Source organism: Sandarakinorhabdus sp. (assembly GCF_032115815.1).
Lineage (GTDB): Bacteria > Pseudomonadota > Alphaproteobacteria > Sphingomonadales > Sphingomonadaceae > Sandarakinorhabdus.
In genome coordinates this window covers 1-23,741 of the sequence record NZ_JAUMBI010000112.1, presented here as the reverse complement: position 1 = coordinate 23,741, position 23,741 = coordinate 1, and the positions used below count along the sequence as shown (strand labels likewise).

The 23,741-nt window shown below is 65.6% G+C and carries 25 protein-coding genes and 2 pseudogenes; 14 read left to right on the top strand and 13 right to left on the bottom strand.

Annotated features, from left to right (window positions below):
- The 4 genes and pseudogenes from RT662_RS06855 to RT662_RS06840 form a co-directional block, all read left to right on the top strand.
- Window positions 1–223 (top strand): annotated as a pseudogene (locus RT662_RS06855) (50S ribosomal protein L9); the annotation flags it as partial.
- Between the two features lie 93 nt (window positions 224–316).
- Window positions 317–601, top strand: coding sequence for a DUF3297 family protein (locus RT662_RS06850; protein ID WP_313669967.1), 285 nt, complete (start codon window positions 317–319; stop codon window positions 599–601).
- Window positions 602–640: 39 nt separating this feature from the next.
- Window positions 641–1,951, top strand: coding sequence for a replication-associated recombination protein A (locus RT662_RS06845; RefSeq protein ID WP_313669966.1), 1,311 nt, complete (start codon window positions 641–643; stop codon window positions 1,949–1,951).
- Window positions 1,952–1,995: 44 nt separating this feature from the next.
- Entirely contained in the window at window positions 1,996–2,763 is a 768-nt protein-coding gene (locus RT662_RS06840; protein ID WP_313669965.1) for a hypothetical protein, read from the top strand.
- On the opposite strand, the gene RT662_RS06835 is transcribed toward RT662_RS06840, so the two are convergent.
- Entirely contained in the window at window positions 2,760–3,317 is a 558-nt protein-coding gene (locus RT662_RS06835) for a VOC family protein (protein WP_313669964.1), read from the bottom strand. The genes RT662_RS06840 and RT662_RS06835 overlap by 4 nt on opposite strands.
- An 81-nt stretch (window positions 3,318–3,398) precedes the next feature.
- On the opposite strand from RT662_RS06835, the gene crcB reads away from it, so the two are divergent.
- Together crcB and RT662_RS06825 are read left to right on the top strand one after the other, a co-directional pair.
- Entirely contained in the window at window positions 3,399–3,794 is a 396-nt protein-coding gene (gene crcB, locus RT662_RS06830; protein WP_313669963.1) for a fluoride efflux transporter CrcB, read from the top strand.
- Window positions 3,794–4,882, top strand: a complete 1,089-nt coding sequence (locus tag RT662_RS06825; RefSeq protein WP_313669962.1) for an RluA family pseudouridine synthase — start codon at window positions 3,794–3,796, stop codon at window positions 4,880–4,882. The genes crcB and RT662_RS06825 overlap by 1 nt, the downstream gene beginning before the upstream one ends.
- A 50-nt stretch (window positions 4,883–4,932) precedes the next feature.
- On the opposite strand, the gene RT662_RS06820 is transcribed toward RT662_RS06825, so the two are convergent.
- The 3 genes from RT662_RS06820 to RT662_RS06810 form a co-directional block, all read right to left on the bottom strand.
- A complete protein-coding gene (locus RT662_RS06820; RefSeq protein ID WP_313669961.1) occupies window positions 4,933–5,517 on the bottom strand; it encodes a hypothetical protein in 585 nt (194 codons plus the stop codon).
- Window positions 5,518–5,620: 103 nt separating this feature from the next.
- On the bottom strand, window positions 5,621–6,577 hold the full coding sequence (locus RT662_RS06815) for a hypothetical protein (RefSeq protein ID WP_313669960.1): 957 nt from the start codon (window positions 6,575–6,577) through the stop codon (window positions 5,621–5,623).
- On the bottom strand, window positions 6,574–7,179 hold the full coding sequence (locus tag RT662_RS06810; protein WP_313669959.1) for a sigma-70 family RNA polymerase sigma factor: 606 nt from the start codon (window positions 7,177–7,179) through the stop codon (window positions 6,574–6,576). Before RT662_RS06810 ends, RT662_RS06815 begins: the two co-directional genes overlap by 4 nt.
- 151 nt (window positions 7,180–7,330) lie before the next feature.
- Between RT662_RS06810 and RT662_RS06805 the strand changes: the two genes are divergently transcribed.
- The 3 genes from RT662_RS06805 to RT662_RS06795 all read left to right on the top strand — a co-directional run bounded on the left by RT662_RS06805 (window position 7,331) and on the right by RT662_RS06795 (window position 10,160).
- Complete coding sequence (locus RT662_RS06805; protein WP_313669958.1) at window positions 7,331–8,200, top strand: autotransporter outer membrane beta-barrel domain-containing protein; 870 nt, start codon at window positions 7,331–7,333, stop codon at window positions 8,198–8,200.
- A gap of 68 nt (window positions 8,201–8,268) precedes the next feature.
- Window positions 8,269–9,444, top strand: a complete 1,176-nt coding sequence (locus tag RT662_RS06800) for a serine hydrolase domain-containing protein (protein ID WP_313669957.1) — start codon at window positions 8,269–8,271, stop codon at window positions 9,442–9,444.
- Window positions 9,445–9,476: 32 nt separating this feature from the next.
- On the top strand, window positions 9,477–10,160 hold the full coding sequence (locus RT662_RS06795) for a DUF4336 domain-containing protein (RefSeq protein WP_313669956.1): 684 nt from the start codon (window positions 9,477–9,479) through the stop codon (window positions 10,158–10,160).
- Between the two features lie 136 nt (window positions 10,161–10,296).
- Here RT662_RS06795 and pnp read toward each other — a convergent pair whose 3' ends face one another.
- The 8 genes from pnp to RT662_RS06755 all read right to left on the bottom strand — a co-directional run bounded on the left by pnp (window position 10,297) and on the right by RT662_RS06755 (window position 20,162).
- The gene (gene pnp, locus RT662_RS06790) at window positions 10,297–12,642 is read right to left on the bottom strand and encodes a polyribonucleotide nucleotidyltransferase (protein ID WP_313669955.1); all 2,346 of its coding nucleotides are present in this window, start codon (window positions 12,640–12,642) and stop codon (window positions 10,297–10,299) included.
- A gap of 151 nt (window positions 12,643–12,793) precedes the next feature.
- Window positions 12,794–13,063, bottom strand: a complete 270-nt coding sequence (gene rpsO / locus RT662_RS06785; protein WP_017666886.1) for a 30S ribosomal protein S15 — start codon at window positions 13,061–13,063, stop codon at window positions 12,794–12,796.
- A 12-nt stretch (window positions 13,064–13,075) separates the two neighbouring features.
- Window positions 13,076–13,987: a tRNA pseudouridine(55) synthase TruB gene (truB, locus tag RT662_RS06780; RefSeq protein ID WP_313669953.1), complete on the bottom strand. Its 912-nt coding sequence runs from the start codon at window positions 13,985–13,987 to the stop codon at window positions 13,076–13,078.
- A complete protein-coding gene (gene rbfA, locus RT662_RS06775; protein WP_313669952.1) occupies window positions 13,971–14,429 on the bottom strand; it encodes a 30S ribosome-binding factor RbfA in 459 nt (152 codons plus the stop codon). The genes truB and rbfA overlap by 17 nt, the downstream gene beginning before the upstream one ends.
- An 87-nt stretch (window positions 14,430–14,516) precedes the next feature.
- Window positions 14,517–17,291 (bottom strand): translation initiation factor IF-2, encoded by a 2,775-nt coding sequence (gene infB, locus RT662_RS06770; RefSeq protein ID WP_313669950.1) that lies wholly within the window; start codon window positions 17,289–17,291, stop codon window positions 14,517–14,519.
- Window positions 17,292–17,301: 10 nt separating this feature from the next.
- Window positions 17,302–18,042: a DUF448 domain-containing protein gene (locus tag RT662_RS06765; RefSeq protein ID WP_313669949.1), complete on the bottom strand. Its 741-nt coding sequence runs from the start codon at window positions 18,040–18,042 to the stop codon at window positions 17,302–17,304.
- Window positions 18,029–19,576, bottom strand: a complete 1,548-nt coding sequence (nusA, locus tag RT662_RS06760; protein ID WP_313669947.1) for a transcription termination factor NusA — start codon at window positions 19,574–19,576, stop codon at window positions 18,029–18,031. Before nusA ends, RT662_RS06765 begins: the two co-directional genes overlap by 14 nt.
- A gap of 1 nt (window position 19,577) precedes the next feature.
- Window positions 19,578–20,162, bottom strand: a complete 585-nt coding sequence (locus RT662_RS06755) for a ribosome maturation factor (RefSeq protein ID WP_313669946.1) — start codon at window positions 20,160–20,162, stop codon at window positions 19,578–19,580.
- Between the two features lie 215 nt (window positions 20,163–20,377).
- On the opposite strand from RT662_RS06755, the gene RT662_RS06750 reads away from it, so the two are divergent.
- Window positions 20,378–20,962 (top strand): urate hydroxylase PuuD, encoded by a 585-nt coding sequence (locus RT662_RS06750; protein WP_313669944.1) that lies wholly within the window; start codon window positions 20,378–20,380, stop codon window positions 20,960–20,962.
- 63 nt (window positions 20,963–21,025) lie between these two features.
- Here the strand turns inward: RT662_RS06750 and RT662_RS06745 are convergent, their stop codons facing one another.
- Entirely contained in the window at window positions 21,026–21,370 is a 345-nt protein-coding gene (locus RT662_RS06745) for a hypothetical protein (RefSeq protein WP_313669943.1), read from the bottom strand.
- Window positions 21,371–21,581: 211 nt separating this feature from the next.
- Here RT662_RS06745 and rplU point away from each other — a divergent pair, with 211 nt between their 5' ends.
- The 4 genes and pseudogenes from rplU to RT662_RS06725 all read left to right on the top strand — a co-directional run.
- Window positions 21,582–21,869 carry a 50S ribosomal protein L21 gene (gene rplU / locus RT662_RS06740; RefSeq protein ID WP_313669942.1) on the top strand — a complete coding sequence of 96 codons (288 nt, stop codon included), beginning with the start codon at window positions 21,582–21,584 and terminating at the stop codon, window positions 21,867–21,869.
- A 27-nt stretch (window positions 21,870–21,896) separates the two neighbouring features.
- Window positions 21,897–22,172: a 50S ribosomal protein L27 gene (rpmA, locus tag RT662_RS06735; RefSeq protein ID WP_022679243.1), complete on the top strand. Its 276-nt coding sequence runs from the start codon at window positions 21,897–21,899 to the stop codon at window positions 22,170–22,172.
- A 69-nt stretch (window positions 22,173–22,241) separates the two neighbouring features.
- Window positions 22,242–23,276, top strand: a complete 1,035-nt coding sequence (obgE, locus tag RT662_RS06730) for a GTPase ObgE (protein WP_313669940.1) — start codon at window positions 22,242–22,244, stop codon at window positions 23,274–23,276.
- Window positions 23,261–23,741 (top strand): annotated as a pseudogene (locus RT662_RS06725) (glutamate 5-kinase); the annotation flags it as partial. The gene obgE and the pseudogene RT662_RS06725, both read left to right, overlap by 16 nt.

Sequence of the window (23,741 nt, the reverse complement as noted above, 5' to 3'; positions counted from 1 at the left end):
GACCCTGGGCGTGCACGACGTGAAGGTCGCGCTGCACCCGGAAGTCGTGGTGCTGGTCAAGGTCAACATTGCCCGTTCGGCCGAAGAAGCCGAACTGCAGGCCAAGGGTGTGGACATTGCTGCCACTGCCGAGCGCGAGGAAGCGGGCTTCACCGAAGCCTTTGATCCGAACGCCGAACCCGGCACCCTGCCGATGGACGAAGAGCCGGCCGAACAAGCCTGATCGTCCTGATGCACTGAAAAACGGGGTCGCAACTGCAAGGTTGCGGCCCCTTTTTCTTGCCCGCGCGGGCCCAAGTCCCTAAGGAGCCGTTCCATGACCGACACGCCCGAAACCGCCCCAGAATCGCCGGCCGAAGCCGTAATCACCGACAGCCCGCCGGATCGCCTGAGCGTGAACCCGCGCAGCGAGTTTCATGATTGGGATCTGCTGCGCCGCGGCGTTGGCATCCGCTACAACGGTGTCGAGCGCACCAATGTGGAGGAATATTGCATCTCCGAAGGCTGGATCCGCGTTGCCGCTGGCAAGAGCCTGGATCGCAAGGGCAACCCGCTCACCATCAAGCTGTCGGGCACGATCGAGGCCTGGTACAAGAGCTGAGCGCTTGCATGACCGGCCACTTCGGCGCGACAAGCTGCTATGGCCGATCTGTTCCCCGCCGCTGAAAACGCCGTGACGCCGGCCGGCGCGCCGCTGGCCGAGCAACTGCGGCCGCGCAGCCTTGCCGAAGTGGTGGGGCAGGATCATCTTACCGGCCCCGATGGTGCCATCACCCGCATGGTGGCCGCCGGCAGCCTCTCGAGCCTGATCTTCTGGGGCCCGCCCGGCACCGGCAAGACCACCATCGCCCGCCTGCTCGCCGCGGCCTGCGGCATGCGCTTCGTCGCCATTTCCGCCGTGTTTGCCGGCGTGGCCGATTTGAAGAAGCTGTTTGCCGAAGCGCGCGAGGCGGCGCGGGCGGGCCAGCGCACCCTTTTGTTTGTGGACGAAATCCACCGCTTCAACCGCGCCCAGCAAGATGGTTTCCTGGGGCCGATGGAAGACGGCACCATCACGCTGATCGGCGCCACCACCGAGAATCCCAGCTTCGAGCTGAACGCGGCCATCTTGTCCCGCGCCCGCGTGTTGATCGTGCGGCGGCTGGACGAGGCGGCGCTGGCCGATCTGCTGGCCCGGGCCGAAGCCCATGTGGGTGGTGCGCTGCCGATGACCGACGACGCCCGCGCCGCGCTGATTGCCTCGGCCGATGGCGACGGCCGCTTCCTGCTCGGTCAGGCGGAAAGTCTGTTTGCGCTTGGCGCGGTGGAGCCGATGGGGCCGGCCGATCTGGCGGCGTTCCTGCACCGCCGCATGCCGGTGTATGACAAGGATCGCGAGGGCCATTACGGGCTGATTTCGGCGCTGCACAAATCGTTGCGCGGGTCTGATCCGGATGCGGCGCTTTACTGGCTGGCGCGGATGCTGGTGGCAGGGGAGGAGCCGCTCTACCTGCTGCGTCGGCTGGTGCGTTTTGCCAGCGAGGACATCGGCCTGGCTGACAGCAATGCGCTGCGGGTGTGCCTTGATGCCAAGGACGCCTATGATTTCCTTGGTTCACCCGAAGGCGAACTGGCCATCGTCCACGCCTGCCTCTATCTCGCCACCGCGCCGAAATCCAACGCCGCTTATGTGGCTGAGAAGGCCGCGAAAAAACTGGCGGCCAGCACCGGTTCGCTCACCCCGCCGGCCCACATCCTCAACGCCCCGACAAAGCTGATGAAGGAACTGGGTTACGGGCAGGGCTATGCCTATGACCATGACGCGCCGGACGGCTTTTCGGGGCAGGATTACTGGCCCGACGGCATGGCCGCGCAGACGCTCTACACCCCGTCCCCGCGCGGCACCGAAGCCCGCATCGCCGAGCGTCTGGCCGAATGGGCGCGGCGGCGGGCGGCCGCTCGCGCCAAATGAGGTTCTCCCGATTCGTTGGTATCGACTGGTCGGGCGCGAAGGGGGTGCGGCACCCCTCTGTGCAGGTCGCGCTTTGCGAGGCGGGCGCTGCGGCGCCAGAACTGGTGCTGCCGCTATCCGGCGTGTGGTCGCGCGCTGCGGTGCTCGATTGGTTGGGTGGGTTTTCCGGTGATGTGCTGGTCGGCATGGACGCCGGCTTCGGCTTTGCCGCGGTGCAGCCGTTTGACCAGCCAGCGCGCGACCTCTGGGCCGAGGTGGAAGCGGTGTGCGCGGCCGAGGCTGATCTGGGCGGACATGGCTTCATCCAGTATCGGCGCGACGCCTTCTGGCTGGGTGCTGCTGATGGCCCGCGCCACCTGCGTGCCCACCTGAGGGTGACGGAACAGGTCTACAAGCAGAGTGGGCTGGGCGTGCCGACCTCCAACTTCGTACTGCTGGGTGCGTCCCAGGTGGGCAAGGCAACGCTCACCGCGATGCGACTGCTGCACCGGCTGCAATGGCCGGTGTGGCCGTTTGATCCGCTTACCGAACGCGGCCCGGTGATATTGGAAATCTACGCTCAGGCCTTTGCCCGGCTGGGCGGCTTTCGCGGGAAATTGCGCGATGTGGAAAGCCTCAACATCGCGCTGGCCCGCCATGGCAGCCTGCCTATGCCCGCTGCCTTCCCGGCCACATTTCCCGATCATGCTGGCGATGCGCTGATCACCGCCGCCGGCCTGCGCGCCATCGCCGATCAGCCGCACTGGTGGCAGCCGGCGGCGCTCACCCCGGCAATAGCGGTGACGGAAGGCTGGACGTTCGGCGTTGTTTAATGCTGCAGCGGCGGGATGGGAGACATCGGCCCGGTGACGAAGGCCAGCAGTTCCGCTTCGCTGGCGCCGGCCTCGAAGCGGGTCAGCAGCACATCGGGATCAAATGACACGCCCACAGGATTGGCGGCAAACTCCGGCCCGCTGATGTAGCGTGATGCTTCGCCGTCTGGCAGCGCTTCCACCTGAAATTCCAGGCGGTTGCCATCGGGATCGTCGTAATAGAGCGACAGGGTGAGGCCGTGATGCACAGGCCACACCGGTTCCACTCCGGCCTGTTTCAGCCGGCGATACAGGGTCAGCAGCGATGCGGCGCTGGGCAATGTGTAGGCGATGTGGTTCACGCCCACCGCGCCGCGATGCCCCGGCCCGCCCGGTGCTACCAGTTCGAGATTGAGCACGGCAAAACGGTGATGCTCGTCGTCAAAGCTGAGAAAAGCCATCGCCGGGTTCTGGTGCACCACCTTGGCGCCGAAAACCTGATCATACCAGGCCAGCATCGCGTCGAACTGCCGGGTCTGGAACACGACATGAGCCAGTTGCAGTTGCGCGGTCATTGAACAATCCCACCCGATAAGACGGGCGATGCTGCTCTTTTCCACCGTCATTGGCAATATCGGCGCAATCCCGCTAAGGGGATGGCGATGAACCCCACAATGCCCCATTTGCTGCTGGTCGCCCTTGGCGGCGGGCTTGGCACGGCGCTGCGCTATGGCGTTGGCCGCTGGGCGATTGTGGCGCTGGGGCCGGGCTTTCCGTTCGGGACGTTCGCCGTCAACATCATCGGCGGCTTCCTGATGGGGCTCTTGGCCGGCTGGCTGGCGCGGATGAGCAGCGGGGCCGAGGAACTGCGCCTGTTGCTCGGCGTCGGCGTGCTTGGCGGCTTCACCACCTTCTCGGCGTTCAGCCTGGAAATCTACAACATGATCACCCGCGCCGAAGTTGCGCTGGCGGCGGCCTATGCGGTGTCCAGTGTGGCCGGCTCTGTGCTGGCCGTGCTGGCCGGCGTGTGGCTGATGCGAGGAATGGCCTGATGCCCACTGCCACCATTGAAGAGGATGACGACGGCATCCGCCTGGACCGCTGGTTCCAGCGCCACACGAAAGACATCAGCTTCAACATCGTCTCGCGCTGGTCCAAATCCGGTGTGGTGCGGCTGGATGGCGCCAAGGCCGGCCCGGGAGATCGGGTGGCCGCCGGGCAGAGCCTGACCTGGCCGGAGGAATTGCCGGTGCCGGTTGCCACCCGCCCCACCGAAAAGCCGCGTGAGCCGCTGAGCGAGGCGCAGATCGACTATATGCGCGGCATGGTGCTGCATATGGATGCGCATGCCATCATCATCAACAAGCCGCCGGGCCTGGCGACGCAAGGCGGCACCAAGCAGCCGACCAGCGTGGATGACATGCTGGATGCGCTGCAGTTCGATGCGCCGTCCCGCCCGCGGCTGGTTCACCGGCTGGACAAGGACACATCGGGCGTGCTGCTGCTGGCCCGCAGCGCCAAGGCAGCGGCCTTCTTCAGCAAGCAATTCGCCGGCCGCGAGGCGGAGAAATCATACTGGGCGCTCACCGTGGGTGTGCCCAAGATTCCGGCCGGCACCATCGATGCGCCGATCGGCAAGCAGCCGGGCACCGGCGGCGAGAAGATGCAGGTGGATACCGAAGCCGGGCTGAAGGCCAAGACCCGCTATCGCGTGATCGAGCGCGCGGCCGGCCGGGCGGCCTGGGTGGAGTTTCTGCCGCTGACCGGCCGCACCCACCAGATCCGCGTCCACGCCGCCGCCATTGGCCATTCGTTGGTGGGCGACGGGAAATACGGCGGCAAGGAATCCTATCTCACCGGCGGGATCAGCCGGAAACTGCACCTGCACAGTCGCCGGCTGCAGATCGCGCTGCCCGATGGCGGCACGCTGGACGTGAAGGCCGAACTGCCGCCGCACATGGCCGAAAGCTGGCAGATGCTGGGCTTTGATCTCAAGCTGGGTGACATCGAAATCGTGGAACCACCGCCGCCACCGCTGAAGAAGCGCCGGCTGTCGAGCGCGACCAGTGGCAATCGCCGCGGTGAACGCCGGTCACGCGGCGCCACCGAGGCCCCAGCGCGGCCTCCCCGCAAGAAATGAAAAAGGGCCGGGCGTGATGCCCGGCCCTTCTCCTGTCAGCTGGCTGATGATCAGCCGCGACGACCGCGGGCCGCGCCGCGTGGGCCAGCGCCGCGCAGCAGGCGTTGTGGGCCGGTGGCGGTGACATTGCGCGTCATCTGGCCGTTGGCGCGGCTGGCAGCCACGTTGCGGCTGGCCACGGTGGCGCCATTGGCATCGGTGACAACCCGATCACGGGTGGCGCTGCCGTCGCCGCGCACCAGGCTGCCATTCAGATTGTAGGTGCTGCCGTCGCGGCGGGTGATGGTGCCGCTTTCGGTGAAGCCGGTATCGGTGCGGGTGCGTTCATAGGTGCGGCCGCTGGTGCTGCCATCAAAGCCGGTGCGGCTCTGTTCCATGGCAAAGCCGGTATCGGTGCGGGTGCGATCGGTGCTGCTCGTCATGGTGGCGCCGTCGCTCTTGCGGGTCACGCTGGTGTCGCGGCTGAAGGTGCCGGCGTCGCGGTCGCGGGTGATGGTGGTGCTTCCCGACGCGCGCTCATTGTCGAAAGCGCGGGTGCTGGTGCCCGACGGGGCCTGGGCGGGCGGGGCGGTCTGGGCAAAGGCAGGGGCGGCCGCGATCAGGGCCAGGGCCGAAATGGCAGTCAGGATACGCATGGTCAACTCTCCCTCGGGTTTGGCTGGGTCGTCTGGGTGAGGCGGCTTGTGCCGTCCACTCACACTACAACGCAGCGCTGCGCTGGATTCCTTCGCGCGGCCATCAATGGGGGCGCCGGGGGCCAATGTCGCGGGCCGTGCGGGCGGACCGAGCCGCGCGCAATTGCTGCAATGCGCGCATACGTTGGGTCTGGGCGGCGGTGAGCGTGCCGGCACTGCGGGCGTCGCGCAGCGCCTTGATCTCGGCCGTCACTTCTGCGGCGCGGTCGCCGTCTTGCGGCCTGTTGGCAACGGCCTCGGCAAGGGGCTGGGTGGGGAGCGCTGGTTCAGCCGGCGTGGTATCGGCAGTGTGCGCCTGCAGCCGCTCCACCACGGCTTCCGGCAGGGCATTGACCGGGCGGTCCGCCAGTGGCCGTTCAACCCCGAGGCGGTCGATCAGGGGGCGCTCGATCGGGGGGCGGTCGATCACGGGACGTTCGATTACGGCGCGCGGCGCTTCGGCCCGCCGCAATTCGATCGGGGCTGCCGTGGTCAGCCGGCGCTCCTGCCGGCGCGGGGCAGGCCGGGCAGCTGCCAGTCGATCCGGCGTAGCCGAGTGTGGCGCTTCCAGCAGCGCCGGTGCCGGTAGGCTGGGTTGGCTCTGCAAGGCTGGCGCGGGCAGAACGGCTTCGATCCGCGCGGGCGGGGCTGCGGTGCGCAGCGGGGCCGGGCGGGGCGTTGTGGTGGTTGCGGTTTGCGGCCGGGGGGCAAGGGAAGGCAGGCCGGTCACCTCGGCCAACCGCTCGATCATCGGCGCCAGCAGCGGGGCAAAGGCGGGCGTGCGCGCCAGCCCGGCCGCCACGGCAGAGGCCAGGCCCAGCCCGGCCACCACGGCGACGCCGGCACGCAGCCAGCGTGGGCGTCGACGACGCAACGGGATAGCCGGCGGCAGCGGCGGCACGGATGCTGCGGCGGGCAGGGCGGCCATGATGCGATCCGCCAATCCGGCCGGCATGGCCGGCGCGGCATCGCCGGCGCCCAACAGGCGGGCAAGATCAGCATCGGAGATGGCGGGCATCATGCGCGTTCTCCCGGCAGCAGGCTGGTATCGATGCCGGCGGCGGCAAGCACGGCCTTCAGCGCGGCACGCGCCCGGATCAGCAGCGATTCAAAGGCTTTCGGGGTCAAATTCATCAATTCGGCGGCCATTGGCCCGGTCAATCCTTCCCAGTAAGTCAGCACGATGGCGGCGCGTTGCCGTTCGGGCAGCGTGGCAAGACAGGCCTGGATGCGGGTTGCGAGATCCGCCTCTGCCAGCAACGCATCGGCCAGCGGCGCCGGGTCTTCCCGGTCGGGCAGTTCGTCCATGGTCTGCGGCCGCTGGCGGCGGCTGCGATCGATGGCAAGATTGGTGATCACCCGTTGCAGGAACGCACCCACCCCACTTTGGCCAGCCTGCCAGCGCGGCGCCTGTCGCCACAACCGGGCAAAGCCTTCCTGCACCATGTCCTCCGCTTCTTGGCTGTCACCGCACAGCCGCCATGCCAGCCGCCAGGCCGATTGGCTGTGGCGATCCACCAGCAGGCGAAAGGCATCAGCCGCGCCGGTGGCGCTGGCTGCCATCAATCGGTCGTCCCAGTCGCTTGGGTTGTGGCTGGGATCATCCAGCCGTTCCATCAGCATCCCTGTCTCCGCCGCCGGCTCGTATCGGGTTCAACGCAGATGCCTTGCGATTCCTTCGCGGGGGAACAAAGAAACTGCACCCGTGCGCGAAGGATTGGTGCTGCGCCTGCGTTGAATAACCGAATATGGTCCACAAAAGCGGGGAGCTGTCATGAATTTTATCGTGCGTATCATGGGCGTTGGCTTGGCGCTGGCTCTGGCATGTAATGCGCAGGCCCAGGAAGGCGATGAGCGCTCGTGGACCCTGTCGGCCAGCGGCGGCATCACTGCCATCCAGGCCCAGGCCGATCAGCCGTTTGCATCGCTGGGTGTGAAGCGGGATTTCGGCAGCAGCTGGCTGAAGCTGGAAGGCACGTATGTAGGCAGCGGCGATGCGCGCGGCGCCACCATCCCGGCCGATACCTGGATCGGCACGCTTTCCGGCGGAACCTATGTGGGCAATCTCGGCCTTGATGCCCATGTCTCGGCGGGTTCGCGCTCGTTCGATGCAGCCACCTTCCGCACCCAGGCCGGCAACCCGATCACGGTGGACCGTTCCGGCAGCCTCTTCGCCATCGGCGGCGGCATCAGCTATGATATCGCGCTCAGCGATCGACTGTTCCTGTCGCCGTTTGCGGGGGTGGATTACAACAAGATCGATTTCGCGCTCGCCTTGTTTGGCGTCGGCGGGCGCCCCGTGAACAGCCAGCGCCAATCGAGCGATGGCGTGACCGGCTCGGTCGGGCTCAATCTCTCGCATCTGTTTGCCAATGATGGCGGCAGCATCGGGCTTTCGGCAGCGCTCAGCACCGCCAGCAACATCGCCGCGGTCGGGCAGATCGGATTTGCTGGCCGCACCGGCGCCAACACGCCGCGCTTTGCCGACAATCCCGACCAGTCCGGTACCTGGGGCGAACTGGGCGCGAGCCTGTCCTTCAATGCCTCGAAGGCGGTGGCCATCGACCTCAGCGTGATCCAGACGGTGAGCTTCCCGTTCGGCGACACCACCGCCGGCATCGTGGGGCTGCGCTTCCGCTTCTGACGGGCTGGAACGGCATCGACTCGACCGACATTCCCTGTAGCATGGCGACCTTGCCAAGGGGGTTTGCCATGCGTCGACACATTGCCGGATTGACCGTGTCCGTCTGCCTCGCGCTGGCCGGCGGGCCTGCCCGCGCCGACGCCACCGCCGAAGCCATCGCCCGTATCGAGGGTCCGCAAACCCCTGACCGACAAGGCGCAGACGCCCTGACCATCGCCCAGATGTTGGCCCGCGCCGGGGTGCCGGGCATCAGCATTGCCGTCATCAAGGATTTCAAGATCGCGTGGACCCGGCATTATGGGGTCAGTGACGTGGCAAGCGGGGCCCCGGTGACCGATGACACGATGTTCCAGGCTGCATCGATGAGCAAGCCGGTGGCCGCCATGCTGTCGTTGAAGGCGGTGCAGGCCGGCAAGTTCGGGCTGGATCAGGATGTGAACATGATCCTGAAAAGCTGGAAGTTGCCGGGAACGGGCTCGATGCCGGTAACGCCGCGCATGTTGATGAGCCACACGTCGGGCACCGGCGATGGCTTTGGCTTCCCCGGCTACGAGCCCGGTGTCGCCCTGCCGACGCAGGTTGAGATACTGGACGGGAAGAAGCCGTCCAACCGTGGCCCGGTCAGGCTGGTGCGGCCACCGCTGCGCGCGTCGCATTATTCCGGCGGCGCCGTGCAGATCCAGCAATTGGCGCTCACGGATGCCGTGAACGTGCCCTTCGCCCGGCTGGCGCAGGATTGGCTGCTCGGCCCGCTGGGCATGCGCCACTCCAGCTTCGAACAGCCGCTGCCGCCCGATTGGCAAGCCAGGACGGCGCGTGGCCACGAGGATGGCAAGGCGCTGGGCACGGCCCGCTCGCACGTCTATCCCGAACAAGCGGCGGCCGGCCTGTGGACCACGGCGGCGGACTATGCGCTGTTCATGATCGACGTGCAGAAAACGCTGGCCGGCCAATCGCAAGTGGTGCTCGACAAGGCGACCATGCAGAACATGGTGACGCCGGTGGGCGTCGGGCCTTACGCCGTCGGCTTTGCCATCGAGCAGAAAGGGCAAGGCTGGTACTTCAGCCACGGCGGCGCCAACAGGGGCTTTCGCAGTCATGCCATCGGCCATGTTGCCAAGGGTTATGGCGTGGTCATCATGACCAATGGCGAGGGCGGCAGCCAGGTTGCCAGCGAAATTGTTGACCGCGTGGCGGTCGCCTATGGCTGGGACACACTGGACAAGCCGGTGTTGCGCCGTTGAATCGGCGGGTGATGAAGGCGCCTTGTTCAGTGTTGCGGCCGTTCGGCACAGATATCTGGTTGGCAGACGGGGCTGAGGTGGACGTTGCCGGCTTCCGCTATCCAACGCGGGCGGCGATCATTCGCCTGAGTGGCGGCGAGCTGCTGGTCTGGTTGCCAATAGCGCTGACGCCGGCCTTGCGTGCCAGCATTGATGCGCTTGGCGAGGTTCGCCATCTGGTAGCGCCCAACAGCCTGCACCACCTGTTTCTTGGCCAGTGGCGAGATGCCTATCCGATGGCAAAGCTCCACGCCCCGCCGGGCCTGCGCAGGAAGCGGCAGGACATCGCCTTTGATGGCGATCTGGACGAAGGTGCCGCCGCCGCGCAGTGGGCAGGCGATCTCGATCAGGTCGTGATCCGAGGCAATCTCATCACAACCGAGGTCGTGTTCTTTCATGTCGCCAGCCGTACGGTGCTGTTCGCTGATCTGATCCAGCAATTTGAGCCGGGGTCACTATCCGGTTGGCGAGCGCTGGTGGCGCGGCTCGACCTGATGATGGCGCCAGCGCCAGAAGTGCCGCGCAAGTTCCGCGCTGCATTCATTGACCGGGCCCGCGCGCGGGCGGCGATTCAGCAGGTCCTGGCCTGGCCTGCCGAGAAGGTGGTGATGGCGCATGCGCCACCGGTGCTTGCAGATGGGCAAGCCTTCATCGTGCGCGCATTTCGCTGGCTGTAGAACCTGCTTCGGCCAATGGAATCTGGCTTGTGGCGATCCCTTTGCTGCGCAGGCGGTGAAGAGTGACGACAGGAAAAAGGGCCGCGCGTCGTTTCCGAAGCGCGGCCCCTTTCGTTTGGCCGAATGGCCGGCGGACTTAGTCGTCGCCGCCGGTCAGGAAGTTCGGCAGGCCGCCGGCGTCACCGCCCTTGTCGCCGCCGTCGCGATCAGCGCGCGGGGCGCGGTCGTCGCGGTCGCGGCGGGGACCACGGTCACCACCACCATCGCGACGCGGGCCACGGTCGCCATCGCGGCGCGGGCCACGATCACGGTCGCCATCACGGCGCGGACCACGGTCGCCACGCGGCGGACGATCATCGCCACCTTCACGCGGCGGGCGCGTATCCGGCAGTTCCTCACCGCTTTCCTGATCGACCAGGCGCATCGACAGACGCACCTTGCCGCGATCATCGACGCCCAGCACCTTGACCTTGACCTGCTGGCCTTCGCTCAGCACGTCGCGGACGTTGGCCACACGCTCGTTCATGATTTCCGAGATGTGCACCAGGCCATCGCGGGCGCCCATGAAGTTCACGAACGCACCGAAATCGGCCATGTTGACGACCTTGCCGGTGTAGATCTTGCCAACTTCCGGTTCGGCAACGATGCCGATGATCCAGTTGCGGGCGGCTTCGATCTGGGCCGGATCGCTCGACGAGATCTTCACGGTGCCATCGTCTTCGATGTCGACCTTGGCGCCGGTGGTGGCGACGATCTCGCGGATCACCTTGCCGCCAGTGCCGATGATGTCGCGGATCTTGTCCTTCGGCACGCTCATCGATTCGATGCGCGGGGCATGGGCCGACAGACCTTCACGGGTGCTGTCCAGCGCCTTGGCCATTTCGCCGAGGATGTGCGCGCGGCCTTCCTTGGCCTGGGCCAGGGCGACACGCATGATTTCCTCGGTGATGCCGGCGACCTTGATGTCCATCTGCAGAGACGTGACGCCATCAGACGTACCGGCCACCTTGAAGTCCATGTCACCCAGGTGATCTTCGTCACCCAGGATGTCGCTGATCACGGCAAAATCCTTGCCTTCCAGGATCAGACCCATGGCGATGCCGGCGCAAGGGCGCTTGAGCGGAACGCCGGCGTCCATGAGGGCCAGCGAACCACCACAGACCGTGGCCATCGACGACGAGCCGTTGGACTCGGTGATGTCGGACAGCACGCGGATCGTGTAAGGGAACTCTTCCTTCGCCGGCAGCAGCGGGTGCAGGGCGCGCCATGCCAGCTTGCCGTGACCGATTTCACGACGACCCGGCGCGCCGAAGCGGCCGACTTCACCCACCGAATAGGGGGGGAAGTTGTAGTGCAGCATGAAGCGTTCATAACGCAGGCCATCCAGACCATCGATCATCTGTTCCGCATCGGCAGTGCCGAGCGTGGTGGTGACGATGGACTGGGTTTCGCCGCGGGTGAACAGCGCCGAACCATGGGTGCGCGGCAGGAAGCCCACCATCGCTTCGATCGGGCGCACCGTCTTGGTGTCGCGACCGTCGATGCGGCGGCCTTCCTTCAGGATGGCGCCGCGGACGATCTCGCCTTCAAGCTTCTTGAACAGCTTGCCGGCCTTCATCTGCTCCTGCGGGGTGCCATCGGCGAACACGGCCTTTGCCTTGCTCTTGGCTTCGGCCAGAGCGGCCTGGCGGGCCGACTTGCCCGACATGCGGTAGGCGGCGTCGATGTCCTTGCCGATTTCCTTCTTCAGCTTGGTCAGCATCGCCTTGTCGTCGGTGATCGCCAGATCCCAAGGATCCTTGGCGGCCTTTTCGGCGAGGCGGATGATGGCGTCGATCACCGGCTGGATGCTGCGGTGAGCAAACATCACGCCATTGAGCATTTCGTCTTCCGAAAGCTCCTTGGCTTCGGATTCGACCATCATCACGGCGTCGCTGGTACCGGCGACGACGAGATCGAGCGAACCTTCCTTGACCTGCGCCTTGGTCGGATTGAGCACATATTCGCCGTCGATGTAGCCAACGCGCGCGCCGGCGATCGGGCCCATGAAGGGCACGCCTGACAGGGTGAGGGCGGCAGAGGCCGCGATCAGCGCTAGGATATCGCCTTCGGCTTCGCCATCATAGCTCAGCACGTGAGCGATCACGTTGATTTCGTTGTAGAAACCTTCCGGGAACAGCGGGCGGATCGGGCGATCGATCAGGCGGCTGGTGAGCGTTTCATGCTCGGTGGCACCGCGTTCGCGCTTGAAGAAGCCGCCGGGGATGCGGCCGGCAGCGGAATATTTTTCCTGATAGTGGACGGTGAGCGGGAAGAAATCCTGGCCCTCCTTCACACTCTTGGCGGCAGTGACGGCGCACAGGACGACGGTTTCGCCCAGGGTGGCCATCACGGCGGCATCGGCCTGACGGGCGACGCGGCCGGTTTCCAGGGTCAGCGTGCGGCCGCCCCAGTTCAGTTCTTCTTTGTGGATGGTAAACATGGTCTTCTTTCCTGGGCGCCGCGGCCCTATTGCCGAACGCCCCTTGCGGTGTGCCGCTCTTCGTGGCGGCGGCTGCACCCGGCGCGCTCATTCGCGGCGGGGCAGATAAACGAACGGCCCCGCTGAGGGGGCCGTTCGGAACTGGCTGGGCTTACTTGCGCAGGCCCAGTTTGGTGATCAGCGCGGTGTAGCGCGCTGCATCCTTCTTCTTCAGATAATCCAGCAGCGAACGGCGCTTGTTCACGAGAACCAGCAGGCCACGACGGCTGTGATTATCCTTGGCATGGGTCTTGAAATGCTCGGTCAGGTTGGCAATGCGCTCCGACAGGATGGCGACCTGGACTTCCGGCGAACCGGTGTCGTTGGCAGCGCGGGCATTGCCGCTGATGATTTCGGCTTTCTTTTCGGCGGTCACCGACATCGTGTTACTCCTTCAGATAAGGTTGAACCCGCGCAGCACCCGCACCTCGCCCGATTGGGCCTCGACCAGTGCCACGGGAACAGAACCGTGAACCGCGAGATGGGTGCCGTTGCTGGCTGGGTGCCCGAAAAGCCTGCGCCCTTGTTGGAGCGCCGCCGCCTCGTCGGGCGTGAGGGCGAGAGCCGGGATGTCGTCCAGCCCTGCCATCAGTGGCAAGAGTGCCTGTTCAAGGCGAGCGCCCTGCACCAGTTCGGCCAGTTTGTCCAGCGATATTGCCTGAGACAAGGCGAACGGGCCGGAGCGCGTGCGGCGCAGCATTGTCACATGGCCGACGCTGCCGAGCGCGAGGGCAATGTCGCGTGCGAGGCTGCGAATATAGGTGCCTTTGGAGACGAGGGTGGAGAAAGTGGCGCTGTCGGGCGTGGTGGCAACCAGTTCGATGCTGTGCACGGTGATGTGGCGCGTTGCCAGCACGACCTCTTCCCCGGCACGGGCCAGCGCATAGGCGCGCTTGCCGTCCACCTTCAGCGCCGAATAGGCCGGCGGCACCTGATCGATGGGCCCGGTGAAGCGCGGCAGGATGGCGGCAACGGCGTCTGCCGTGGGGCGCACGTCGCTGGCGGCCACCACCTCGCCTTCGGCATCGAGCGTGCTGGTCTGCGTGCCGAACTGCACCGTGAAGTCATAGCCCTTGGCGGCATCGAGCATGCGGCCGGCCAGCTTGGTGGCTTCGCCCAGTGCAATTGGCAGCACGCCCGTGGCCAGCGGATCAAGCGTGCCGCCATGGCCGATGCGCGGGACTGGCAGCCTGTTGGTGCGCAGGATACGCTTCACGGCGGCCACGCCCTGCGCGCTGGACAGTGCCAGCGGCTTGTCGAGGACGATCCAGCCGTTGATTGCAGCCGGCTCAGTCGTCGCCGACATCTTCATCCATGGAATCGGCCAAGCTCTTCCACGGCCGAGCACCGGGCTTTTCAGCCGGAGGCAGGTCGCGGGCGATTTCCGGGCGGCGCAGCACTTCATCGATACGCGCACCGGCGTCATAACTGTCGTCGCGACGGAAGCTGAGGTCGGGCGTGTATTTTGTCGCCAGCCGCTTGGCGACTTCGCCGCGCAGCCAGCCGCGATGCTGGCCCAGTGCCTTCACCACGGCGTCGTCGTCCCCGTTGGAGGCTTTCACGAACACGGTGGCTTGCCGCAGATCGGGCGTGACGCGCACTTCCGAGACCGAAATTATGGTGCGGCTGATGATTTCATCACGCAGATCGCCGCGCGCGATGATCTCGGCCAGCGCGTGGCGCACCTGTTCGCCGATGCGCTGCAAGCGGATCGGGCGGCCCTGGGCATCAGGGGTGGAACGGACCATGACGATACTCCTCCCTAATCAAGGGTGGGCCCAATCAAGGGCGGCAGTGGCGGGGGCAGGCCAAACCTGCCCCCCAAGGCGCAACCGTTAAAGGTTACGTTCCTTCATTTCCACTTCGTAGGTTTCGATGATGTCCCCGGCCTTCACGTCCGACGAATCCGCCAGCGTGATACCGCATTCCAGACCCACCTTCACCTCGGCCACATCCTCCTTGAAGCGGCGCAGCGAGGCGATCGAGCCGGTGTAGATGATGACATCGTCGCGCATGACGCGGGCGCGCAGGGCCTTCTTGATATAGCCTTCGGTGACCCGCAGACCAGCCGCCTTGCCGATCTTGCCAGCCTGGAAGACGTCCAGCACCTGGGCGCGGCCCACGACAGTCTCGAACGCTTCGGGACCGAGCTGGCCCGCCATGCCGGCCTTCACGTCGTCGATCAGATCATAGATCACGTCGTAATATTTCAGCGCGACGCCATCGCGCTGGGCGATTTCGCGGGCCTTGGCATTGGCGCGGACGTTGAAGCCGATCACTGGCGCGCCGCTGGCCTTGGCCAACGTGACGTCGCTTTCGGTGATGCCGCCGGTGCTGGCCAGCAGCACCTTGGCGCGGATCAGATCATTGCCCACCTTGGACACGGCGCCCGCGATGGCTTCGGCAGACCCTTGCGTATCGGCCTTGATGACCAGCGGGAATTCCTGGACCTTCTTGGCGCGCAGCACCGAGAACATGTCTTCCAGGTTGGCCGGGCCGTTGCCGGCGGTGCGGGCAGCAGTGGCAACGCCAGCACGATACTCGGCCACTTCGCGGGCACGGGCTTCGTTTTCCACCACGGTCACGACGTCGCCAGCCTGCGGCACGCCGCCAAGGCCCAGCACTTCAACCGCGGTCGACGGGCCGGCTTCCTTCACCGTTTCGCCCTTGTCGTCGACCATGGCGCGGACGCGGCCCCATTCCTGGCCCATCACGAAGATGTCGCCACGCTTCAGAGTGCCGCGCCGGACGAGCACAGTGGCGAGCGGGCCCTTGCCCTTGTCGAGCTTGGCTTCGATCACGGTGCCTTCGGCCGGGCGATCCGGATTGGCCTTCAGTTCGGAAACTTCGGCGAGCAGCAGGATCTTCTCCAGCAGCTCATCCAGACCGGTCTTCTTGATGGCGGAGATTTCCACGTCCATCACGTCGCCGCCCATTTCTTCCACCTGCACATCCTGCTGCAGCAGTGCAGTGCGGATACGGGCAGCGTCGGCGCCGGGCTTGTCCATCTTGTTGATGGCCACGATCATCGGCACACCGGCAGCCTTGGTGTGCTGAATGGCTTCGATGGTTTGCGGCATGATGCCGTCGTCCCACGCCACCACGAGCACCACGATATCGGTGATGCTGGCGCCGCGGGCGCGCATCGATGTAAACGCCTCGTGGCCCGGTGTGTCGAGGAAGGTGATCTTCTGCTTGTCCTTGGTGGTCACCTGATAGGCGCCGATGTGCTGGGTGATGCCGCCGGCTTCACCCTTCACCACGTTGGTGCCGCGCAAGGAATCAAGCAGGCTGGTCTTGCCGTGATCGACATGGCCCATGATGGTGACCACCGGCGGACGCAGCGACAGATCATCGTCCACGTCGACTTCGCCGACCATGCCCTTTTCGACGTCGCTTTCGGAAACGCGAATGATGTTGTGACCGAATTCGGTCAGCACCACTTCAGCGGTGTCCTGATCGATTTCGTCAACCGCGGCCGACGGCACACCCAGGCGGGCGAGCAGGCGCACCACATTGCTGGTGCGCTCGGCCATGCGGTTGGCCAGTTCCTGCACGGTGATCATGTCAGGCACGGTCACATCACGGACCTGCTTGGCCTGGCTGCCGAGGCGGCCACGTTCCTTTTCGCGGGCCCGGCGCAGCGCGGCCAGGCTGCGCACGCGGGTGTTGCCTTCATCATCCAGCGCGCGGGTGACGGTGAGCTTGCCGGCCTTGCGGCGATCATCGCCCAGTTTCGGGCGCGACGGCTTGGCGGCTTCCGGCTTGCGGCCCGGAATGATGCGCACGCGCATGCTGTCATCGTCGTCATCGCTGACGTCGGTCGGAATGACCATCCCGCCATCGGCTTCCGGTTGCGGATCGGGCCGGGTGGCGAGTTCTTCCTCGCGGCGGCGCTTTTCCTCGATCCGGCGGCGCTCTTCCTCTTCGCGGGCGGCGCGTTCCTGATCTTCGCGGATGCGGACTTCTTCCAGCAGGCGCTGGCGATCTTCTTCAGCCTGGCGCGCATAGAACGCGGCCATTTCGGACGGCGACATGCGCGGGCGCTGCGGTGCAGCGGCCTGACCCTGGGCTGGCCGTGCCGGCTGGCCGGGGCGGGCGGTGCCAGCGGCCGGACGCGCGGCCGGGGCCGCCGGCGCAGCCGCCTTGGCTTGCGGGGCGGCGGGTGCCGGCTCGACCTTGGTTTCGGGAGCAGGAGCGGCCGGTTCCGGCGCCTTGGCCTCCGGCTTGGGCGGCAGCGGCGCGCGCTCCACCGGGCGGAACATCACGGGCGGCGGTGTGGGCGGGCGCGGCGCCGACGGGACAGGCGCTGGTTCGGCCGCCGCAACAGGCGCAGGGGCGGCCGGCGCTGCTGGCGGTGGGGCAGCCGGGCGGGGCGCCGGTGCTGGCGTTGCGGCAGCCGGGGCAGGAGCGGGGGCGTGCGCTGGTGCCGGGGTCGGCTCCGGCGCGGCGTCGCCCGGACGGTGCAGCACGCGGGCGCGCTTCACCTCCACCACGACCTGTTTGGAACGGCCGTGGCTGAAGGTCTGCTTGACCTGCCCGACCGCGACGGCCTTGTTCAGACCGAGGGGGGCACGCGTGCCAAGCTTGGGTTTGTTGTCGTCACTCATAGTCCGCCGCCTAATGCCTTTCGCCGGTGTTCAGGGCAACCTCTGTTGCATCTGCCACCACTTCATTTGCCGTTTCACTTGTGGTTTGCGGGCCACAAAATCCCGTCAGTCGATCCAGATCGGCCAGTACGCGGGTGGCAGCGCCCTGATCCAGCAGCGCCATATGTACCACATTGTCCCGCCCCAGCGCAGCCGACAGTGCGTCGCGCGCGATTGGCACCCGGCGGTGCGGAATATCCTCGCCCAAAGATTCGCCAACAGCGCGGGCCATGCCATCGATCCGGTCGCTGCCGTCGGGCCTAGCATCGCCGGCGTGCAGTACCGCAAACACCTTGCCCTTGGCCAGCGCCTCGCGCACCCGGTCTCCGCCCAAGATAAGAGTGCCCGCGCGTTTTTCCAGCCCCAACCGGCTCAGCAGCCGTTGCTGCAGGGACGTCGCGATCCGGTCAGCGATATCATCGGGAACGGTGAAACTGTTGGCCTTGAACGCCCGCGCCAGCGCGCCACGCAGCCGGCCTTTGGCTGCCACTGAATCAAACAATGTCTTGTCGGCCGTGATCCACGCGCCACGTCCGGGCAGCCGTTCCGACCAATCGGCCGCAACCTGTCCATCCGGCCCCAGCGCCAGCCGGATCAGGCCAGTGCGTGGGGCAGACTCACCCGACAGGATGCAGCGGCGTTCGGAATTACCCTTGCCGCTGTCCTGATCGGTGTCCGGAGATGCCGGATTCAGGCGATCATTGGTTTCCATCCGCCGACGCGTCCTCCTCGGCGAACCAGTGGGCGCGGGCGGCCATGATGATGCGATTGCCATCATCATCCGACAGGCCGAATTCCTTGAGCAGTCCCGAACGGCCGACCAGTTCGTCGGTGGCCAGATCGCCAAGGTCATCAAGCGTCTTGATGCCCTTCTTGCCGAGCACAACCAGCATGGCTTCGGTCAGGCCTTCGATAGCGGCGACATCGTCTTCCACGCCCAGGCCACGCCGTTCTTCACGGGCAGCGGCTTCGCGGCGTTCCAGCGCCTCGACAGCGCGGTTCTGCAATTCGGTGGCCAGATCGTCGTCGAAGCCCTCGATGCTGGCGACTTCGGCCAGATCAACGTAAGCCACTTCTTCCAGTTCGGAGAAGCCTTCGGCGACCAGCAGCTGGGCCAAGGTTTCATCGACATCCAGCTCGGTCTGGAACAGCTCGGACTTCTCGACGAATTCCTTCTGGCGACGCTCGCTTTCGTCGGCTTCGGTCATGATGTCGATCTGTTTGCCGGTCAGCGCACTGGCCAGACGCACGTTCTGGCCGCGGCGGCCGATGGCCAGGCTCAGCTGATCGTCGGGCACCACGACATCGATGCGGCCCTCTTCTTCATCAAGAACGACCTTGGTGACTTCCGCCGGCTGCAGCGCGTTCACCACGAAGGTGGCGGTATCGGGCGACCATGGGATGATGTCGATCTTTTCGCCCTGCAGTTCCTGCACGACGGCCTGCACGCGGCTGCCCTTCATGCCGACGCAGGCGCCAACCGGATCGATCGAACCGTCGCGGCTGATCACGCCGATCTTGGCGCGGCTGCCCGGATCGCGGGCGACGGCCATGATCTCGATGATGCCGTCATAGATTTCCGGCACTTCCTGGGCGAACAGCTTCTTCATGTAATCGCCGTGGGCGCGGGACAGGAAGATCTGCGGACCGCGCGGTTCACGGCGGACGGACAGGATCAGGCTCCGCACGCGGTCACCGGGCTTCAGCACTTCGCGCGGGATCTGCTGGTCGCGGCGGATGACGCCTTCGGCCTTGCCGAGATCGACGACGACATGGCCGAACTCGGCGCGCTTGACGACGCCGGTGATGATCTCGCCCTGGCGGTCCTTGAATTCTTCAAACTGGCGCTCACGCTCGGCATCGCGCACCTTCTGCACGATCACCTGCTTGGCACCCTGCGCGGCGATGCGGCCGAACTCCACCGGCGGCAGCGGATCGACGACGTAGCTGCCCATCTCGGCGGCCTTGTCTTTCTTCAGCGCGTCCTTCAGGCTGATCTGCTTGAAGAAATCTTCCGGTTCCTCGACCACTTCGAGCACGCGCCACAGGCGGGTTTCGCCGGACTTGGGATCGATCTTGGCGCGAATGTCGTTTTCGGCACCATAGCGCGCACGGGCGGCGCGCTGGATGGCGTCTTCCATCGCTTCGATCACGATGGCGCGATCGATGGATTTCTCGCGGGCGACGGCATCGGCAATGGCCAGCAGTTCGGCGCGGTTGGCAGTGAGGGCAGTTGCGGTGGCCATCTCAATCCTCCGAAAATTCGGTGTCGGGGGTGTCATTGTCATTGTCGGCAGGCGCGCTGCTTTCGATGATCTCGTCGGCGCCGGTGGGATCCAGCGGTTTCGATTCGGCAATCAGGCGGTCGGTCAGCACCAGCTTGGCCTGTTTGATATTGGCCAGCGGCAGGCGCAGCGGCGCGCCCACCTTGGTGGTAAGCAGCACGACATCGCCGTCGAGCCCGGCAATGGTGCCGGTGGCGCGGGCGCGATCGTCCACCTTGGGTTCCAGCGCCATCTTGGCTTCATGGCCCACCCAGCGGGTCCAGTCGTCCGGGCGGGTGAGCGGACGGTCGATGCCGGGGGACGACACTTCCAGATGATATTCGCTGGCGATCGGATCGGCCTCGTCAAGCGGCTGATCGAGTGCGCGGGACAGCTTTGCGCACTGATCGATGGTGAGCTGGCCGGTGGCCGGATCTTCGGCCATCACCTGCAGGGTGAGGCTGCCCGGCTGGCCCGACAGCAGGACGCGCACCAGATCAAGCCCCATCGTCGCCACAACGGGGGCGATGATGGCCGTCAGGCGGGCATCAAGATCGGTCTGGGCCAAGTTTCGGCGACTCCGGTGACAAGGGCAAACACACGGACAAGCGGTTTGGGTGCTGCGCAGCGGAGCGGCGCAGCCTGCAAACCATCAGCCATGCAGGAACGAGCGGCGCTATACGCCAGTTGCACAGATGCAGCAAGGGGTGTCGCATCGGGGTTAACAAGAGCGTTCCGGTCGCCTATAGGGTGCCCAACTGCAATTTTTCGGGGCATTCAACCATGGCAAATATTCTTGGCAACCTCAGTCAAGCACTGATCATCGGCCTTGTGCTGCTGGCCGGTATGATCGGCTTCAATCTTTCCGCCGGTGCCGATGGCGCGGCGGTGGTGATGGGCACGCTGCGCACCGCGCACGCCTGGGCCGGTGTGCTGTGGATCGGCCTGCTTTATTATTTCAACTTCGTGCAGATCCCGACGATGCCGAGCGTGCCGGCCGAACTGAAGCCGGGCGTCACCAAGTATATTGCTCCCAAGGCGCTGCTGTTCTTCCGTCACTCGGCGCTGCTCACGGTTATCCTGGGCCTCGGCATTGCCGGCCACGCCGGCTATCTGGTGCCGGCGCTGACCTTTGGCGAAGGCTTCCGCGTGATCGGCATCGGTATGTGGCTGGGCCTGATCATGGCCTTCAACGTGTGGTTCCTGATCTGGCCGAACCAGAAGATCGCGCTGGGCATCGTTGATGGCGATGCCGATGCCAAGGCCAAGGCCGGCAAGACCGCGATGATCTTCAGCCGCACCAACTTCATTCTGTCGTTCCCGATGCTCTATTGCATGATCGTGCAGGGCAACGGCCTGGGCGCCTGATCCGGCATCCTGACGACCAACGAAACAGGGCCGGTCCGCAGCACGCGGGCCGGCCTTTTTCGTTCAGGTCTTGCGCGGATCGGCTTGCAAGCCGGTTGTGGGGGCGCAATCGGGAAATTCGGCATAGCTGGCACGACGGCCATTCCGGCTGATCCACACGCGCAGGGAGGCGAAATCCGGGCAAGGGCGATAGCGCCAGCGGAATTCCCAGCCATCGGCCCATTGCCGGCCCTCACGCGCGGCGAAGGCGGCGCGGGGGTTGCCTGATTGGCGATGATATTCGGTGGCCAGCCGATCGGCCAGCGCCGCGGCCTGTTGCGGATCAATCGCCGGATCATAAAGACTGAGCATGGCAACGCCGCCGGCGACGAAGGCGGCGATGATCAGCAGAAGGCGGCGGCGCGTCACTGCCTGTCCTTGTGCATCAAGTTGCAACGCGGCAAAAGAGGGTACGCGCCGGCTGAAGTGCCGCCGCCGTCCGCGACGCATGACCGGCCCTGCAATGTCCACGTTGACAAGATTTGGGCCATCCTCTAGTGCCGCGCCTTCGTTCGGGGCCTGAATCACCTGATTCTGGCGCCGCGCTCTGTTTGAAACTCTTAACTTCAAGGCTCCAACCATGTTCGCAGTGGTGCGCACCGGCGGCAAGCAATACCGGGTCGCAGACGGTGACAAGATCATCGTCGAAAAGATCGAAGGGGAAGCCGGCACCGCCGTGTCTCTCGAAACCCTGATGACCGGCGAAGGCGCCGCGCTCACCATGGGTGGTGCCGTGAAGGCCGAGATCGTCGCCCAGACCAAGGGTGACAAGGTGATCATCTTCAAGAAGAAGCGTCGCCACAATTATCGCCGCCGTAATGGCCACCGTCAGCAGTTGACGGTCATCAAGATCACCTCGGTCGCCTGACCGGTCGCGTAAAGGGAGCAACCCACCATGGCTCACAAGAAAGCAGGCGGCTCGTCCAGGAACGGCCGTGATTCGGAAAGTAAGCGTCTTGGCGTCAAGCGCTTTGGCGGCCAGGCGGTGAACGCCGGCACCATCATCATCCGTCAGCGTGGCACCCCCACGCATGCCGGCCGCAATGTCGGCATCGGCAAGGATCACACCTTGTATGCACTGGAAACCGGCACCGTGGAATTCCACACCGGCAAGCTCGGCCGCAAGTATGTGTCGGTGAACCCCGTGGCGGAACCGCTCGCGGCTGAATAAGCCCGGCTCTTTTCCGCTTGAAAAAAGGGGAGCTGGGCGACCGGCTCCCTTTTTGTTTGGACCCTAACCATGCACTTTCTCGATCAGGCCAAGATTTTCGTTGCCTCCGGTACCGGGGGTGACGGGGCCGTGTCGTTCCGGCGCGAGAAATTCGTGGAATATGGCGGCCCCGATGGCGGCGATGGCGGCAAGGGCGGCGACATCATTTTCGAATGTGTCGACGGCCTCAACACGCTGATCGATTTTCGCTATACTCAGCATTTCAAGGCCAAGCGCGGCGCCCACGGCATGGGCCGCAACCGCACCGGCCCGGGCGGCGATGATCTGCTGATCAAGGTGCCGGTGGGCACGCAGATTCTGGCCGATGATGAAGACCGCACGCTGATCGTCGACATGACCCGCGTTGGCCAGCGCGCCATCCTGATGAAGGGCGGCGACGGCGGCAAGGGCAACGACCACTACAAGACCAGTACCAACCGCGCTCCGCGCCAGTTCCAGGCCGGTTTTCCGGGCAAGGAAATGTGGATCTGGCTGCGGCTGAAGCTGCTGGCCGATGTCGGCTTGGTCGGGCAGCCGAACGCCGGCAAGTCCAGCCTGATCAACGCCATTTCCAACACCAAGGCCAAGGTCGGCAATTATGCCTTCACGACGCTGAAGCCGCAGCTCGGGGTTGTGGCCCACAAGGGCCAGGAACTGGTGATGGCCGATATTCCCGGCCTCATCGCGGGCGCGGCCGATGGTGTGGGCATTGGTGACCGCTTCCTTGGCCATATCGAGCGCTGCCGCGTGCTGCTGCACCTGGTCGATGCCAGCCAGCCTGGCCCGGTCGACCAATGGCGCGTGGTGCGCGAAGAACTGGCGGCCTATGGCGGCGGGCTTGAAAACAAGCCGGAGATTCTCGCTCTGTCCAAGGTCGATCTGGTCACGCCGCAGGCTTTGGCCGCCAAGAAGCGTGCGCTGGAAAATGCGAGCGGTCAGCATGTCTACACCGTCAGCGCCGCCACCACGCAGGGCGTCGAGCCAGTGCTCGACAAGCTGATGGAGATCGCCGGCCGCGCGCAGGCGATGAAGGTGGAATCGGACAAATCGTGGTCACCGCTCTAGACGCCATCCCGGCTCGCCAGTTCGACCCGGCCAGCTGCCCGCGGCTGGTGGTAAAGATCGGCTCGTCCTTGCTTGTGGACGCCGGCGGTGCGGTCCGCAGTGAATGGCTGGCCGGAGTGGTCGCCGACATCGCCGAGCGCCGTCAACAAGGCCAACAAATCGTTATCGTCTCATCCGGCGCCATTGCGCTGGGGGCACGCAGGCTCGGCCTCGAAAAGGGTGGCCGCGCCAGCCTTGAAGACGCGCAGGCTGCCGCCGCCGTGGGCCAGGTGGCACTGGCGGGCGTATGGGAAGCATTGCTGGCCGCACAGGGCCTGACGGCGGCACAGGTGCTGCTCACCTTGGGCGATCTGGAAGACCGGCGGCGCTATTTGAACGTCGCGGCCACCATTGCCCGCCTGCTCGATCTGGGCGCGATACCGGTGCTCAACGAGAATGACACGGTGGCCACCACCGAGATCCGCT

What these genes read in the sequence shown, in the direction of transcription:
- obgE (WP_313669940.1), top strand. Translation starts at nt 22,242, where the DNA reads ATGCACTTTCTCGATCAGGCCAAGATTTTCGTTGCCTCCGGTACCGGG.
- RT662_RS06835 (WP_313669964.1), bottom strand. Translation starts at nt 3,317, where the DNA reads ATGACCGCGCAACTGCAACTGGCTCATGTCGTGTTCCAGACCCGGCAG.
- truB (WP_313669953.1), bottom strand. Translation starts at nt 13,987, where the DNA reads ATGTCGGCGACGACTGAGCCGGCTGCAATCAACGGCTGGATCGTCCTC.
- infB (WP_313669950.1), bottom strand. Translation starts at nt 17,291, where the DNA reads ATGAGTGACGACAACAAACCCAAGCTTGGCACGCGTGCCCCCCTCGGT.
- nusA (WP_313669947.1), bottom strand. Translation starts at nt 19,576, where the DNA reads ATGGCCACCGCAACTGCCCTCACTGCCAACCGCGCCGAACTGCTGGCC.
- RT662_RS06750 (WP_313669944.1), top strand. Translation starts at nt 20,378, where the DNA reads ATGGCAAATATTCTTGGCAACCTCAGTCAAGCACTGATCATCGGCCTT.
- rplU (WP_313669942.1), top strand. Translation starts at nt 21,582, where the DNA reads ATGTTCGCAGTGGTGCGCACCGGCGGCAAGCAATACCGGGTCGCAGAC.
- rpmA (WP_022679243.1), top strand. Translation starts at nt 21,897, where the DNA reads ATGGCTCACAAGAAAGCAGGCGGCTCGTCCAGGAACGGCCGTGATTCG.
- crcB (WP_313669963.1), top strand. Translation starts at nt 3,399, where the DNA reads ATGGCGATGAACCCCACAATGCCCCATTTGCTGCTGGTCGCCCTTGGC.
- pnp (WP_313669955.1), bottom strand. Translation starts at nt 12,642, where the DNA reads ATGTTTACCATCCACAAAGAAGAACTGAACTGGGGCGGCCGCACGCTG.
- RT662_RS06825 (WP_313669962.1), top strand. Translation starts at nt 3,794, where the DNA reads ATGCCCACTGCCACCATTGAAGAGGATGACGACGGCATCCGCCTGGAC.
- RT662_RS06805 (WP_313669958.1), top strand. Translation starts at nt 7,331, where the DNA reads ATGAATTTTATCGTGCGTATCATGGGCGTTGGCTTGGCGCTGGCTCTG.
- RT662_RS06810 (WP_313669959.1), bottom strand. Translation starts at nt 7,179, where the DNA reads ATGCTGATGGAACGGCTGGATGATCCCAGCCACAACCCAAGCGACTGG.
- RT662_RS06820 (WP_313669961.1), bottom strand. Translation starts at nt 5,517, where the DNA reads ATGCGTATCCTGACTGCCATTTCGGCCCTGGCCCTGATCGCGGCCGCC.
- RT662_RS06765 (WP_313669949.1), bottom strand. Translation starts at nt 18,042, where the DNA reads ATGGAAACCAATGATCGCCTGAATCCGGCATCTCCGGACACCGATCAG.
- RT662_RS06850 (WP_313669967.1), top strand. Translation starts at nt 317, where the DNA reads ATGACCGACACGCCCGAAACCGCCCCAGAATCGCCGGCCGAAGCCGTA.
- RT662_RS06815 (WP_313669960.1), bottom strand. Translation starts at nt 6,577, where the DNA reads ATGATGCCCGCCATCTCCGATGCTGATCTTGCCCGCCTGTTGGGCGCC.
- rbfA (WP_313669952.1), bottom strand. Translation starts at nt 14,429, where the DNA reads ATGGTCCGTTCCACCCCTGATGCCCAGGGCCGCCCGATCCGCTTGCAG.
- rpsO (WP_017666886.1), bottom strand. Translation starts at nt 13,063, where the DNA reads ATGTCGGTGACCGCCGAAAAGAAAGCCGAAATCATCAGCGGCAATGCC.
- RT662_RS06800 (WP_313669957.1), top strand. Translation starts at nt 8,269, where the DNA reads ATGCGTCGACACATTGCCGGATTGACCGTGTCCGTCTGCCTCGCGCTG.
- RT662_RS06845 (WP_313669966.1), top strand. Translation starts at nt 641, where the DNA reads ATGGCCGATCTGTTCCCCGCCGCTGAAAACGCCGTGACGCCGGCCGGC.